This window comes from Boseongicola sp. (assembly GCF_057460485.1).
Genome location: NZ_JBVCWP010000091.1, coordinates 1 through 13,385 on the forward strand (window position 1 = coordinate 1; position 13,385 = coordinate 13,385).

Annotated in this window: 11 protein-coding genes and 1 pseudogene; 6 read left to right on the forward strand and 6 right to left on the reverse strand. The window is 57.5% G+C overall.

Annotated features, from left to right (window positions below; translation table 11 throughout):
* A partial coding sequence (locus AC221Y_RS11925) for a molecular chaperone DnaJ (RefSeq protein WP_486707388.1) occupies window positions 1-879 on the forward strand: 879 nt, incomplete at its 5' end.
* 833 nt (window positions 880-1,712) lie between these two features.
* Entirely contained in the window at window positions 1,713-1,988 is a 276-nt protein-coding gene (locus AC221Y_RS11930) for a Mov34/MPN/PAD-1 family protein (RefSeq protein ID WP_299752029.1), read from the forward strand.
* 61 nt (window positions 1,989-2,049) lie between these two features.
* Here the strand turns inward: AC221Y_RS11930 and AC221Y_RS11935 are convergent, their stop codons facing one another.
* Window positions 2,050-3,027: a hypothetical protein gene (locus AC221Y_RS11935; RefSeq protein ID WP_486707389.1), complete on the reverse strand. Its 978-nt coding sequence runs from the start codon at window positions 3,025-3,027 to the stop codon at window positions 2,050-2,052.
* A 157-nt stretch (window positions 3,028-3,184) separates the two neighbouring features.
* Entirely contained in the window at window positions 3,185-5,890 is a 2,706-nt protein-coding gene (gene secA / locus AC221Y_RS11940) for a preprotein translocase subunit SecA (RefSeq protein WP_486707390.1), read from the reverse strand.
* 179 nt (window positions 5,891-6,069) lie between these two features.
* Here secA and AC221Y_RS11945 point away from each other — a divergent pair, with 179 nt between their 5' ends.
* The 4 genes from AC221Y_RS11945 (at window position 6,070) to AC221Y_RS11960 (ending at window position 8,814) form a co-directional block, all read left to right on the forward strand.
* Complete coding sequence (locus tag AC221Y_RS11945; protein ID WP_299752038.1) at window positions 6,070-6,945, forward strand: peptidylprolyl isomerase; 876 nt, start codon at window positions 6,070-6,072, stop codon at window positions 6,943-6,945.
* 2 nt (window positions 6,946-6,947) lie between these two features.
* On the forward strand, window positions 6,948-8,192 hold the full coding sequence (gene argJ / locus AC221Y_RS11950) for a bifunctional glutamate N-acetyltransferase/amino-acid acetyltransferase ArgJ (RefSeq protein ID WP_299752041.1): 1,245 nt from the start codon (window positions 6,948-6,950) through the stop codon (window positions 8,190-8,192).
* On the forward strand, window positions 8,189-8,587 hold the full coding sequence (gene mutT, locus AC221Y_RS11955; RefSeq protein WP_299752044.1) for an 8-oxo-dGTP diphosphatase MutT: 399 nt from the start codon (window positions 8,189-8,191) through the stop codon (window positions 8,585-8,587). The genes argJ and mutT overlap by 4 nt, the downstream gene beginning before the upstream one ends.
* A 104-nt stretch (window positions 8,588-8,691) precedes the next feature.
* On the forward strand, window positions 8,692-8,814 hold the full coding sequence (locus AC221Y_RS11960; protein ID WP_299752047.1) for a hypothetical protein: 123 nt from the start codon (window positions 8,692-8,694) through the stop codon (window positions 8,812-8,814).
* Between the two features lie 180 nt (window positions 8,815-8,994).
* On the opposite strand, the gene AC221Y_RS11965 is transcribed toward AC221Y_RS11960, so the two are convergent.
* The 4 genes and pseudogenes from AC221Y_RS11965 to AC221Y_RS11980 form a co-directional block, all read right to left on the reverse strand.
* Entirely contained in the window at window positions 8,995-9,867 is an 873-nt protein-coding gene (locus tag AC221Y_RS11965; protein ID WP_486707391.1) for a polysaccharide deacetylase family protein, read from the reverse strand.
* Window positions 9,868-10,056: 189 nt separating this feature from the next.
* Window positions 10,057-12,549, reverse strand: coding sequence for a translation initiation factor IF-2 (infB, locus tag AC221Y_RS11970; RefSeq protein ID WP_299752050.1), 2,493 nt, complete (start codon window positions 12,547-12,549; stop codon window positions 10,057-10,059).
* Window positions 12,550-12,554: 5 nt separating this feature from the next.
* Window positions 12,555-13,178, reverse strand: a complete 624-nt coding sequence (locus AC221Y_RS11975; RefSeq protein ID WP_299752053.1) for an RNA-binding protein — start codon at window positions 13,176-13,178, stop codon at window positions 12,555-12,557.
* Between the two features lie 22 nt (window positions 13,179-13,200).
* A pseudogene (locus AC221Y_RS11980) lies at window positions 13,201-13,385 on the reverse strand (transcription termination factor NusA); the annotation flags it as partial.

Here is a 13,385-nt window from a genome sequence, read left to right on the forward strand (position 1 = left end):
CAGGGCGACTTTTCATCGGCGTTCTCGGACGTGTTTGACGATCTTTTCGGCGACGTTATGGGCGGACGCCGTGGTGGCGCCGGTCAACGGGCGGCGCGCGGGTCGGACCTGCGGTATAACTTGCGAATTTCTTTGGAAGACGCCTTTAGCGGACTTCAAAAAGCGGTCCAGGTGCCAACCGCAGTCGGTTGTGACGTCTGTGAGGGCACGGGTGCGCAGGGTGGTGCCGAACCTACAAGCTGTCCGACGTGTTCCGGAATGGGGAAAGTGCGCGCGCAGCAGGGCTTTTTCACCGTTGAACGGACCTGCCCGACCTGTTCCGGCATGGGCCAGATCATCCAGAACCCCTGCACAAACTGCGGCGGCGCGGGCCGTGTTGAAAAGGATCGTTCGCTGTCAGTGAACATCCCCGCAGGCGTCGAAACCGGTACACGCATCCGGCTTTCCGGCGAAGGCGAGGCCGGTTTGCGCGGTGGGCCGACGGGCGACCTTTATATCTTTATCGAGGTTGCGGAACACACGCTTTTCAAACGCGATGGAGCAAGTCTTTACTGCCACGTGCCTGTTTCTATGACTGCCGCGGCTATAGGCGGCGATATCGAAGTGCCAACAATTGACGGCGGTCGCAGCCGGGTCAAAGTGCCCGCTGGAAGCCAATCTGGTCGCCAGATGCGCCTACGGTCCAAAGGTATGCCTGCGCTCAGAGGCGGGCCTTCTGGCGATATGTTCATCGAACTGGCGGTTGAGACACCAGTGAACCTGACGTCGAAGCAAAAAGAGCTTTTGAAAGAGTTCGAGAAGCTTTCAGAAGAGAACAACCCCGAGACGTCTGGGTTCTTCAAGAAGGTCAAAACCTTCTGGGATGGCATGAAGAGCTGAGGCACACTGAATTCTTCCGAACTTCCTGATCTTTGTTAATCTTGGTTGCCACTAAGGTTGGCGCCGGGTCCTAAATTGAGTGTCGCCATATTTTCTTCATGACGCCAGACAAGGCTCTTGAAGGAGACATTTGATGGTGCGTTTTCTATTGGTGATCCTGTCTTTCGTTTTGATGGGCTGCGGAGGGTCCACACCCATCGCTGACTTCAGCAACTGCTCGGTCGCTTACAGGTGATTTGATATTGGCAAGGTCAGTGGCAATCACATCGCCGGGGCGTCACTTCGCAATACGCGTCCCGTCGTCAGTGAACAGGTCAACGATTTCGGCTGGGACAAGTTCGATGGCTGCTTTGTCATCTGGCACAGCGGCCTGTTGCGCGGGCACTATAAGTCCAACGGAATTCAGACCATGGCCCGTCTTGGTCCGATCTGTACGAACCAGATCAATGAATACGACTTTGGCTCCTACGGAAGCGCGTCGGGCAAAGTTACTGTCCGCGAGGGCTTTGTCCATAATCTTGGAATGTGAAAGCTAGACACGACGAAACGCGGTTTCTTCCATCCTGGCGAATTTGATATCCGCCGCACCAACGCGGGACCGTCGAAAAGCGCCCTGCGGCTAACGCGATGTTCCCCCTGAACAAATCAGCGTGACGTGCATGTCTGATCCGTCTTTCAATGAAACCTCGCTGTCACTTTTTGAGGGGGCAGGAGCTGATCGTCACCGGCACGCAGGGGCGGCTCCAATCTTATATCGAGACCCATCGCCAGCGGTTACGCGAAAGGGTCATTTTATGGCGCGTGGTGATGCCAGACTATGAGATTCTTGAGCTGTGCTGTTCAGGCCGCTAGCGCACTGTGACGCGAAGCCAGTTGCCAGCCGGGTGCTTGAGACCTTCGGCGATTTCAATCACGTCTTGTCCGCACCGGTATCGCGCCTGACAGACATTCGCGGTGTTGGGTTTGCATTGGTCAGAGATTTCAAGTTGATCGAAGCGGTAGCGCATCGCATGGCGCGTGCGCGTATCTTGCAGTCGCCCGTGTTGTCGTCATGGGACGCGCCTTTGGACTTTTCCCGCGCAGCGATTTCACACCTAAAGACTGAGTAATTCAGAGTGCTCTTTCTGGATCGTAAGCACGTCCTAATCGCGGATGAGGCGCAGGCTACCTTTAGCGCGCCGCAAGCCGGATCTCGCGAAACAGCGTGGTCAGCGAAACGATGTCCCCAAGATTGTCGCAGCTTGGCATCGACAGCGTCACGTCACGTTTCATCAGGCCGCCGAACGCATCTGTCTGAATTGCTGTAGCGACCGTTAAACGCCCACAGGTTTCCGAGGTGACTTCGGCTTCAGCGCTAAGGTGCACAGCGCCGCGCCGCGATGAGTCACTGCGCGGAAAGGTGTAGACCTGCGCCATCGCGCCGGACCCATCACCAAGCTGCATTAGAAATCCGCGTGACCCGTCGGTTTCAACCTGTCCCGGAGCCCCCGAATGGACATGGCCCGCGCCGCCATAAGCCGCGTCATATTCCAGTGCATTCAGGCCCAGTATCTGCGGTCCGTCCCATGTCAAAGCCACGCGGGACACGTTTCGGACATCGGGCATCGGCAAAGAAACTGTCTCGACCGAACCATCCGCAAAACGCAACGTCACGCTTGGTGCTACAGACAGCGCGGGCAGATCGGCCGAAAGGCGGCCGTTTGCGTCAAGCCGCCAGTCAACATGCATCCCATCCTGAGCGACATTGACCGTTTGCTCTGCCAGACATGGTGCTGCGACCTCCAGCCAGATCACACCGGCGCCGCCTGCACTCGCATCGACTGTTATGCGACAGGGCGCGCCCATAGGCACAGCAGAGGCGTCTTCCAGGGGAAGCTCGGGAAGCGGCGGGTCGTCTGTGATGCGGTCGCCTGGGGTAAAGTCAGGCGCCTGAAACGGGGTAAGCGTGGCCGCGGGGGGCACAGGCAGGCCCGGCGCGCGAGTGCCTTCGTGCACCACTGGGCCGGCATCCGGGGTAAGTCCACGTACGGCAAGATTCGTGTCGCGCGCGAGCACGTTCTGCATGATGTGACCGGCGGAGAACGCCAGGATCATCACCGACACACCCAAAATGGCGCGCCGTCGAATTGCGGGGTCGCGTAAGATCAATCCTGCCTCCGTTGTCAGCACGGGTAACCCCACCGGACCGATCATTTATGCCGGTGGTTTCTTGATCAAAGCCTACCGCAAAACGGGTTGCGTCGCGCATCATTCGATACGCGGCGCTATATTTACCAACAGTTTGAAGCCATTACGCCACAGGCCGTCAGAGCGACCCGTGGCAATGCTTGAATTTCTTGCCTGATCCACACGGACAGACGTCGTTGCGGCCAGGGTTGCCCCAAGTCGCCGGATCGGCTTCGACAAAACCTGCATCGATGGCCTCCTGCGTCGGCGCGGGTGGAGACGCGTCTTCGACGGCAGGAGCCGCACCGGTGGCCGCCTGCTGTTGCGCCAGCATTTGCTGCATCATCGCCTGCTGCTCTTCTTGCGACATTGGCCGGATCTGAGCGAGCTTTTCAGTGACTTCGCCGCGAAGGCCGTCAAGCAAACCTTCGAACAATTGGAACGCTTCGGTCTTGTATTCGTTCAAGGGATCACGTTGCGCATAGGACCGGAAACCGACGACTGAACGTAGGTGTTCAAGCGTCAGAAGGTGCTCGCGCCATTTCGCATCCATCGTCTGCAACAAAAGCTGCTTTTCGATCGAGCGCATATTTTCGGCACCGAATTGCTCGCCCTTCGCTTTCATGAATTCGCCAGACGCCTCATAAAGCCGTTCGCGGATTTCCTCGTCATCCACGCCTTCTTCATCACCCCATTCGACAACCGGAACCGTGACACCCAGCTTTTCCTCAAGAGCAACCTTCAGACCTTCAGTATCCCACTGATCTGCATAGGATTTCGGTGGAATATAGGTGTCGACCAGATCGTCAATCACCTGATCGCGCATGTCCTGAACGATCTCTTCAAGCTCGTCCGCTTCCATGATTTCTCGGCGTTGACCAAAGATCACTTTCCGCTGGTCGTTCATCACGTCGTCAAACTTCAAAAGCTGTTTACGGATGTCAAAGTTGCGCCCTTCGACCTTCGCCTGCGCACGCTCGAGCGACTTGTTTACCCAGGGGTGTTTGATCGCTTCGCCCTCGTTCATGCCAAGCGTCGACAACACTTTGTCGAGCCGTTCAGAACCGAAAATCCGCATCAGATCGTCTTCGAGGCTAAGGAAGAACGACGAACGGCCGGGGTCACCCTGACGGCCTGAACGGCCGCGTAGCTGATTGTCGATCCGCCGGCTTTCGTGACGCTCTGTTGCCAGAACATAAAGGCCGCCCGCTGCGATCACCTTTCCCTTGGCGTCAGCAACCTCGGCTTCGATCCGTGAACGCAAGGCTTCCGGGTCGGCTTCGGGGTCTTCTGCCAATGCCTGAAGCACGCGCATCTCGACGTTGCCGCCAAGCTGAATGTCAGTGCCCCGACCCGCCATGTTGGTCGCAATGGTCACAGCGTCTGGTTTGCCCGCATCGGCGATGATCTGCGCCTCCTGCTCGTGCTGCCGCGCGTTCAGGACGTTATGGGGAATACCCTCTTTTTCAAGAAGCTGCGCGAGGAACTCAGACCGTTCAATCGAAGTCGTGCCGACAAGAACCGGTTGCCCGGTCTTATTCGCGGCTTGGATTTCTTTGACTACACCGTCAAATTTCTCTTGCGCCGTGCGATAAATCTGGTCGTCTTCGTCGACACGCGCAACAGGGCGGTTTGTGGGGATTTCCACCACACCAAGCCCGTAGATTTCTGCAAATTCATCCGCTTCGGTCGAGGCCGTACCGGTCATCCCGGCAAGTTTCTCATAAAGGCGAAAATAGTTTTGGAACGTAACGGACGCGAGAGTGACGTTCTCGGGTTGGATCGCCACGCCTTCTTTCGCTTCGATCGCCTGATGGAGACCATCTCCAAGACGACGCCCTGACATCATGCGACCGGTAAATTCGTCGATCAGCACAATCGCATCATCGCGGACGATATAATCTTTGTCTTTTGAGAACAGTTTGTGAGCACGCAGACCCTGATTGACGTGATGCACAATCGTCGTGGATTCCGGATCGTAAAGCGATTGTTCCTCGGGCAGCAGGCCTGTTGCATGCAGGCGTTGTTCGAGGAACTCGTTGCCCTCATCTGTGTAGGTCACGTTCCGGGTTTTCTCGTCGAGCGTGAAGTGTTCCCCGGTGATCTCGGGGATCAGCTTGTCGATGGTCACGTACAATTCGGAACGGTCCTGAGCAGGGCCGGAAATCACCAGCGGGGTCCGTGCTTCGTCGATCAGAATCGAGTCGACCTCGTCAACAATTGCGAAGTAGTGGCCACGCTGGCCCATGTCGATCAGGTTCGACTTCATATTGTCGCGCAGATAATCGAAGCCAAGCTCGTTGTTGGTCGCGTAGGTGATGTCAGCTTTGTAGGCCTCTTTCTTCTCTTCGTCGGGCTGCTGCGGATAGACTGCGCCGGTGGTCATACCAAGAGCCGAAAAGACTTTGCCCATCCAGGCCGCGTCACGTCGCACAAGGTAGTCGTTCACGGTGACGATATGCACCGCGCCGCCGGTTAAAGCGTTCAGATAGGCCGGGAACGTCGCCACAAGCGTTTTGCCCTCGCCGGTTTTCATCTCAGCAATATTGCCGCGGTGCATGAATATGCCCCCGATCAATTGCACGTCAAACGCACGCAGTCCCAGCGCGCGTCTCGCACCCTCGCGGCAGTTCGCGAAAGCCTCGGGAAGAAGGCTTTCAAGGCTTTCGCCCTCGGTCGCCCGTTTTTTGAATTCTTCCGTCTTGGTGATCAGGCCCGCGTCGTCGAGCGCCGAATACTCGGGCTCGAGCGCATTGATCTTATCAATGATCGGCTGAGTCGCCTTAATCAGGCGGTCATTTGCGGTCCCAAAGACCTTTTTCTTAATTGTTCCGAATCCAAGCATCTACACCAACCTTAACGTGCGTGTCTGACGGGGTCGCGTGAAGAGATCCGCTTGCCCGTGCCTCTGGCTCGCCATAGAAGGGCAAAACGAAACCGGTATCCCGTGTTGAACGCGATGTAAGCGCGCGGTTTCACACTGTCAACGTCGCCTGCCGCTGCGGCATCGAGAGAGGGTTAATTATGGCTTTTAAACGCGCGTTTTCTGGCGCTTGTGTTGCGCTTCTGGCGCTATCCGCTCCAATCCACGCTGATAGCCACGTGTCTGCCGACACTGTGGTCGCAACCGTGAACGGCGCCGAAATTACACTGGCGCACATGATCGTGTTGAAACAGCGTCTGCCCGCTCAGTACCAGTCGCTGCCCGCGGATGTTCTGTTCGACGGCATCCTCGATCAGTTGGTTCAGCAAACCGTTCTTGGGCAGTCCGGTGGCGATCTTTCGCCCGGCTCGCAAGCCACGCTTGAAAACGAGGACCGCGCTTTGCGTGCAGCCGAGTTGATCCAAGCCATCACCGATGAAGCGATCACCGAAGATGCTCTTCAGGCAGCCTATGAGGAAACATACGCCGGGATCGTCCCGGAAACTGAATATAATGCTTCGCACATCCTGTTCACTCAGGAAGATGGTGCCGAAGAAGGTCTGGCCCGCAAAGAGGCGCTTCAGGCCATTGCCGATCTGGAAGAGGGCGCTGAATTTTCGCTTCTGGCGCAGGAACGCTCGGATGGCCCGTCGGGACCGAACGGCGGTGAGCTTGGCTGGTTTGGTGCGGGCGCTATGGTCGCTCCTTTTGAAGAAGCCGTCGCGTCGATGGAGGCCGGCACCGTCTCAGGTCCGGTCGAGACACAATTCGGCTGGCACGTGATCCGGTTGAACGAGACGCGTCTGAAAGAGGCTCCACCACTTGACGTTGTGCGCGCCGATCTGACGACGCAGTTGCGGCAGGTGGCGGTCGAAGCCCGCGTGGCTGATTTGACCGACGGCGCCGACATCACCCGCGTGACGGTTGACGACATTGACCCAGCCCTTCTCGATAATCTCTCGCTTCTGGAGAACTGATCTTGGCCGGAAAGCTATCTGTTTCGCCATTGGCGCCCAAGGCTGGCTTTCCTGATCTGCCCGTCATCAAGGGCGTGCAGTTTGCAACCGTTGCGGCCGGCATCAAATACAAAGACCGCGCCGATGTGATGCTGGCATTCTGCCCTGATACGGCCTGCGTGGCGGGCGTTTTTACCACTTCGAAGACATGCTCGGCTGCGGTCACAGACTGCCGCGCTAAGCTTGGCAGAAGCGGCACTGGCGGCGTGGCGATCGTCGTGAATTCTGGCAACGCGAACGCATTCACCGGCATCAAGGGCGTTCGGTCTGTCGAGCGCATTTGCGACGCGACCGCGCAAGCCACGGACGTTCCCGCGACGAACATTTTCACGGCCTCCACAGGAGTTATCGGGGAACCTCTTCCCGATGACAAAATCACCGCCACGCTTCAACTGCTTGCCGCCAACGCCAACCCCGCTGGGATTGGAGATGCCGCGCGTGCGATCATGACCACGGACACCTTCCCGAAAGGCGCCTCAAAGACGCTGAAAATACGGGGCAAGACGGTTAACATCGCCGGGATCGCCAAGGGCTCGGGGATGATCGCCCCAGATATGGCGACCATGCTGGTCTATATCTTCACAGACGCCTGGGTGTCTTTTGATACGCTTCAGGCCTGGACGACCGAGATGGCGGACAAGACCTTCAACCGGATTACCGTCGACAGTGACACTTCCACCTCGGACACCCTTCTGGTTGTCGCGACGGATGGGGCCAACGTTGATGTTGAAGGCGCTCCGAAAGAAGACGTCGCAGCCTTTCGTGCAGCATTTCACGCGGTGATGCTTGATCTGGCCCACCAGGTTGTGCGCGACGGCGAAGGTGCGACAAAGTTTGTAACGGTTGACGTCAATGGCGCAGCCTCGGACGAGGATGCGACGCGCGTCGCCAAATCCATTGCGAATTCGCCGCTGGTTAAAACCGCCATCGCCGGAGAGGACCCGAACTGGGGTCGCGTGGTCATGGCTGTTGGAAAATCTGGCGCCGAGGCTGACCGTGATCGCCTGTCGATCTGGTTTGGAGATACTCTGGTTGCCAGGGATGGTCAGATTGCCCCCGGCTATATCGAGGCCGACGCCGCGGCACATATGAAGGGCGAGAACGTGACGATCCGCGTTGATCTTGGGCTTGGCGACGGATCCTCCACGTTCTGGACCTGCGATCTGACGGCGCAATACATTGCGATCAATGCCGATTACCGGTCGTGAAGACAGTGCTTGTCTCGGCCGTGGCGCTTGTTGATCCGGACGGGCGTGTTCTGATTGCGCAGCGCCCCGAGGGCAAGTCCATGGCTGGTCTCTGGGAGTTTCCGGGCGGCAAGGTGGAAATCGGAGAGACCCCCGAAGCCGCGCTGATCCGCGAATTGCGCGAAGAGCTTGGGATCGACACCTGGGCCAGCTGCCTTGCGCCGCTGACCTTCGCAAGCCACGCCTATGACGACTTCCATTTGCTGATGCCGCTGTTTGCTTGCCGTAAATGGGACGGCACGCCGATTGCGCAAGAAGGCCAGACTCTGAAATGGGTGTTCACGCGGGACCTGCGCGACTTTCCAATGCCACCCGCAGACGCTCCGCTGATCCCGATCCTGCGAGATTGGTTATAGCTGCGCGGGATTTGTGCGCTCTGGCGCAACAAATAAAAAACGCAGAGCTTTTAGTTGTACCAAATTCGTCTATGATGTTGGGACCGAATTGCTGGGGCGGCAGAATGATCAGAACGATCCTGTTGGGAAGTTGCGTATCGGTTCAGGGGCGTTTTGTTCAGGCCCTATCAGACGGACGCATCGCAGTTCGGGTCGGTAAGCGGCTCTACTTCGGATTGCCTGTATAAGCCTTCTGTCAAGAGCGGCGCATTCACGAAAGCTTGGGCATTTGGTTTCATTCAGGGCAAAGACGCGCTGCGAGGATGTGGCGCCCTTTCGCGTGTTAGAGGGAAGTGCAGATTCCCGGTAGGGGCCGCGAATGAAATCTACCAATGTCGGCTTCCGACCCACCCCCGAGAGTCATATCGTCAACCGCTTTGGCCGATTGCCATCTCAACTATCTTGGCATGAACCGCCAACTGATCCTCTGGGAGTTTTTTGGTAGGAAGACCGGCCGCAGCTGCCAGCTTTTGTTGCAGGACTAGAAACTCTCCGGAAACGACTGAACCGACGACTGCTTGCCCCGGACCGCTCAGTGCCTCTGCAAGCGGAACAAAAACAACGCCTTCTTCTTTCAGGCGCGCGAAGTAATCAGATGCGATATCCGCGAAAAATGGCACATTATGCCCCAAAGTGATCCCGATAGTCTCTTTGCCGAACCAAACCTCCGCAGCAGCCATGTCATGACGTAGCTGGGCTGCTGAAAAATCCAGGAAGCTTGTTTTTACGAATTCCAGGGCAGCCTTGTCGCGGGAATCCAAGGCGTTTCTATAGGCGCGGTTCCACGTCCATTCGTAGGCCCAGGACGTAACGTCGACTGGCGTTAAGCTTCTGGACCGAAGATGGGAATTCACTTTCTCTAGTTTCTCTGGCGTCTCACCCCAATGGCATAATGGATGTCGAAACAGTTTCAGCGGAGCCTTGGATACCCAGGGAGCCAGATGCGTTTCAGCCGCATCAATATCCGCGATGAACGCCTCGGCGGTAACATCAGGCAATTCGATATGCGAATGGGTGTGATTGGCGATGTGATGCCCGTCAGAAACCCAATCATCGAGGATTTTAGAGAACTCCGGGTGTTTCAGAAGAGGCCACGAGTTAGAAAAGGAATAGACGCCTGATATCGAGTGTTCTTTCAATGCGCTTCGGATCGACCTCACAATTCCATCAGCGGTATATCCGGGCGGTGGATAGGATTGTGGCCACAACGGTAGGTCATCCATTGTGAAGGCGATTTTCATTTTTGGGCTCTCTTGGTGATTGCTTCTTTGATGGAAACTATTGCCTCAAAGAAGGCCTCTGTCGATGTCGGCTGTGTCACCCCCGGCCGACATCCTTCTCTACTTCGCCAAGTCCATCCAACAGAAAAAAAGGCCCGCACAAAGTGCGGGCCTCAAAGCGGAATAATGTTCCGCTAATTTTGCGTCACCTTACTTCAGATTACGTTCGACCTCTTCACGCTCGAAAATCTCGATGACGTCATTCGGGCGGATGTCTTCGTAGTTCTCAAACGCCATGCCGCATTCCTGACCAGACTGGACTTCGGGCACTTCGTCCTTGAAGCGCTTCAAAGTCTTCAGCGTGCCTTCGTGAATCACGACGTTGTCGCGCAGAAGGCGTACCCCTGCCGAACGACGCGCGATGCCTTCGGTGACGAGACACCCCGCAACTTTGCCGACGTTCGAGACCTTGAAGACCTCTTTGATCTGCGCGTAGCCGATGAAGTTCTCACGAACCTCTGCCGACAAAAGACCCGACGCCGCCGCTTTCACGTCGTCCACAAGATCGTAGATCACGCTGTAATAGCGGATTTCCACGCCCTTCTGGTTAGCTGCGTTTCGCGCCGGCGCGTTTGCCCGCACGTTAAAGCCAAACACTGGCGACCCCGAGGCTTCCGCCAGACCGATGTCGCTTTCCGTGATCGCACCCACGCCCGAGTGCAAAACCCGAACACGCACTTCGTCGTTGCCGATTTTCTCCATCGCCTGAACGATGGCTTCGGCAGAACCCTGCACGTCGGCTTTGACGAGGATTGGTAGTTCGCTAACGTCTTCGTTGGCTTTGGCATTTGCCATAAGCTGTTCGAGCGTTGTTGCAGCACCAGCCGCAGCGCGTTTATCTTTGGCGGCATTCGCGCGATATTCTGCGATCTCGCGCGCCTGCGCTTCGGTTGAGACGACGCTTAGAACGTCACCCGCTTCTGGTGTGCCGTTCAGACCAAGCACCTCGACTGGAACCGACGGTCCGGCTTCTTTCACGCGGTCACCATGATCGTTTTCCATAGCGCGGACGCGGCCCCACTGCTCGCCGACAACAAAGATGTCGCCCTGACGAAGGGTGCCGTTCTGCACCAGAACAGTCGCGACAGGACCACGGCCCACATCAAGCTGCGCTTCGATAACCGCGCCCGTTGCGGCGCGCGCTGGGTTGGCTTTCAGTTCCAGTATTTCCGACTGAAGGGAGATCGCCTCAAGCAGTTGTTCCAGACCAGTGCCGTTGATCGCCGAAACCTCAACGTCCTGCACTTCGCCAGACATCTGCTCGACGATGACCTCGTGCTGAAGCAAGTCGGTGCGAACTTTGTTTGGATCTGCGTCCGGACGGTCGATCTTGTTGATCGCCACGATCATCGGGACTTTCGCCGCCTTCGCGTGGTTAATCGCCTCGATCGTTTGCGGCATGACCGCGTCGTCCGCTGCAACCACCAGAACAACAATGTCCGTTACCTGAGCGCCTCGGGCACGCATCGACGTAAACGCCGCGTGACCCGGAGTATCGAGGAAGGTCATCTTCCTGCCACCCTGCTCGACCTGATAGGCGCCGATATGCTGCGTAATGCCACCGGCTTCGCCAGCAACAACTTTTGCATTCCGGATGGCGTCCAGAAGCGAGGTTTTACCGTGGTCGACGTGACCCATAACAGTGATGACCGGAGGACGATCCTGAAGATCCTCGTCCTTGTCTTCAGCACCAACGATAACTTGCTCCACGTCAGCATCGGAAACCCGCTGCACTTTGTGGCCAAATTCTTCGATGATAAGCTCCGCTGTATCTGCGTCGATCGACTGGTTCTGCGTTGCCATGATGCCGCTGGTCATCAGCGACTTCACGATGTCCGCTACACGTTCAGACATCCGGTTGGCCAACTCACCCACGGTGATTGCCTCCGGAAGCCGCACTGTGCGCATTACTTTTTCACGTTCGACGTTTCCGCCCATGGCTTTTTGACGCGCACGCTCTTGCTTGCGCTTCATCGCCGCCATCGATTTCTGACGTCCGCCTTCGCCACCAGTCAACGCCTGGTTCAGCGTTAGCTTGCCGCCGCGGCGACTACTATCGTCGCGCGTCGGCTTTGCCTTGCGGGCATCTCGGTCGTCGCGATCCCTGCGCGGAGCCAGCGCAGGCTTCATCGCGCCTGTGCGTGGTGCAGCAGCAGCTGGCTTTGTTTCGGAAGGAGCGGCAGGTGCCGCCGCGAGCGTTTTCGCTTCTTCGGCTTCGCGGGTGCGGCGTTCGTCATCTTCCGCCTTGGCTTTCGCCATTTCCTCGCGATCGCGCTCTTCTTGCTCTTTGGCGTCGATCTCGGCGCGGCGACGCTCACGGTCTTCCGCACGCGACTTTTCTTCAACCGCACGCGCAATCGCCTCGTCGGCCTCGGCCGCACGGGCAGCGGCGAGCGCTTTCATCCGGCGTTCGAGCTCGGCGTCGGTGATGCCTGCGGGACGCCTCGAAGGATCAGTCGCAGGCGAGAACGTTCCACCAGAACCGTCAGCCGGTTTGGCCGTGCCTGGTTTCGGGACCACAACACGCTTACGCTTCGTCTCAACCACGACGCTCTTGGTCCGGCCGTGGCTAAAGCTTTGCTTTACCTGTCCCGGACGGCTGCTTCGCAGCCCCAGAGTCTTTTTGCCGTCATTATCGCTCATATGGTCTACTTTACCTTTCCGGTGGCAGGGCCACCGTCCACTTCGCGAACGCCAGATAGCCGAATAGCGTCCTCTCTGATACGTTCAGTGAGTCCGCCAAATCCGAGCGCCGCATGTATCACACGTTCGCGCCCAAAGGACAAACCCAATTCTGATGCTGTTAACACCTCGAAATAACTGCCCCTTCCGCCCGGAGCATGGAGCTTTGATTTTCCTCTTTCGGACCCGTCTGAGGCCTGAAAAAGGATACGTGCGTCTTCCTTGCCAAGCCAGTCACGCACCTTCTCGTAACCGGCAATTGCGCGCCCCGCTTTGCGCGCCATCGACACGCCATCTATCAACCGGCGCACCAAAAGCGTTTCCACATCCGCTACCAGCGTTTCAGGCACAATCACAGTTTGCTTCGCCGCGCGGGCAAACAGACCCTTCTTCATCGCAGTTTCAAGTGCTGCGCGATCCGCCGCGACCCAGATGCCGCGACCCGGAAGCTTCTCCAGAACGTCCGGCACCACGACCCCATCAGGCGACACAGCAAATCGGATCAGCCCACGCTTAGGCTGAACTTCGCCAGTGGCGATGCAGCGACGTTCGGGATCGTCGCGCGACTTGTCCTTGCCACCTCGTGACATGAAAACGAACCGAGGCCTGCGATCAGGCCTCGACCTCCTCGGTTGCGCCGTCTTCACCCTCTTTAGCTTCGGCTTCATCAGCCACAAGATCCGCAGGGTCGACCCAGCCAAGCTGGATACGGGCGGTCATAACCAAGGTCTGCGCTTCCTCAAGCGACATATCGAATTTCTCAAGGACGCCTTCGTCCTTCACACGTTCGCCGTCGA

Bases quoted from the DNA above. Each gene is read 5' to 3' on its own strand.
- secA (WP_486707390.1), bottom strand. From the start codon at position 5,890: ATGCTTGGATTCGGAACAATTAAGAAAAAGGTCTTTGGGACCGCAAAT.
- AC221Y_RS11945 (WP_299752038.1), top strand. From the start codon at position 6,070: ATGGCTTTTAAACGCGCGTTTTCTGGCGCTTGTGTTGCGCTTCTGGCG.
- AC221Y_RS11960 (WP_299752047.1), top strand. From the start codon at position 8,692: ATGATCAGAACGATCCTGTTGGGAAGTTGCGTATCGGTTCAGGGGCGT.
- AC221Y_RS11965 (WP_486707391.1), bottom strand. From the start codon at position 9,867: ATGAAAATCGCCTTCACAATGGATGACCTACCGTTGTGGCCACAATCC.
- infB (WP_299752050.1), bottom strand. From the start codon at position 12,549: ATGAGCGATAATGACGGCAAAAAGACTCTGGGGCTGCGAAGCAGCCGT.
- AC221Y_RS11975 (WP_299752053.1), bottom strand. From the start codon at position 13,178: ATGTCACGAGGTGGCAAGGACAAGTCGCGCGACGATCCCGAACGTCGC.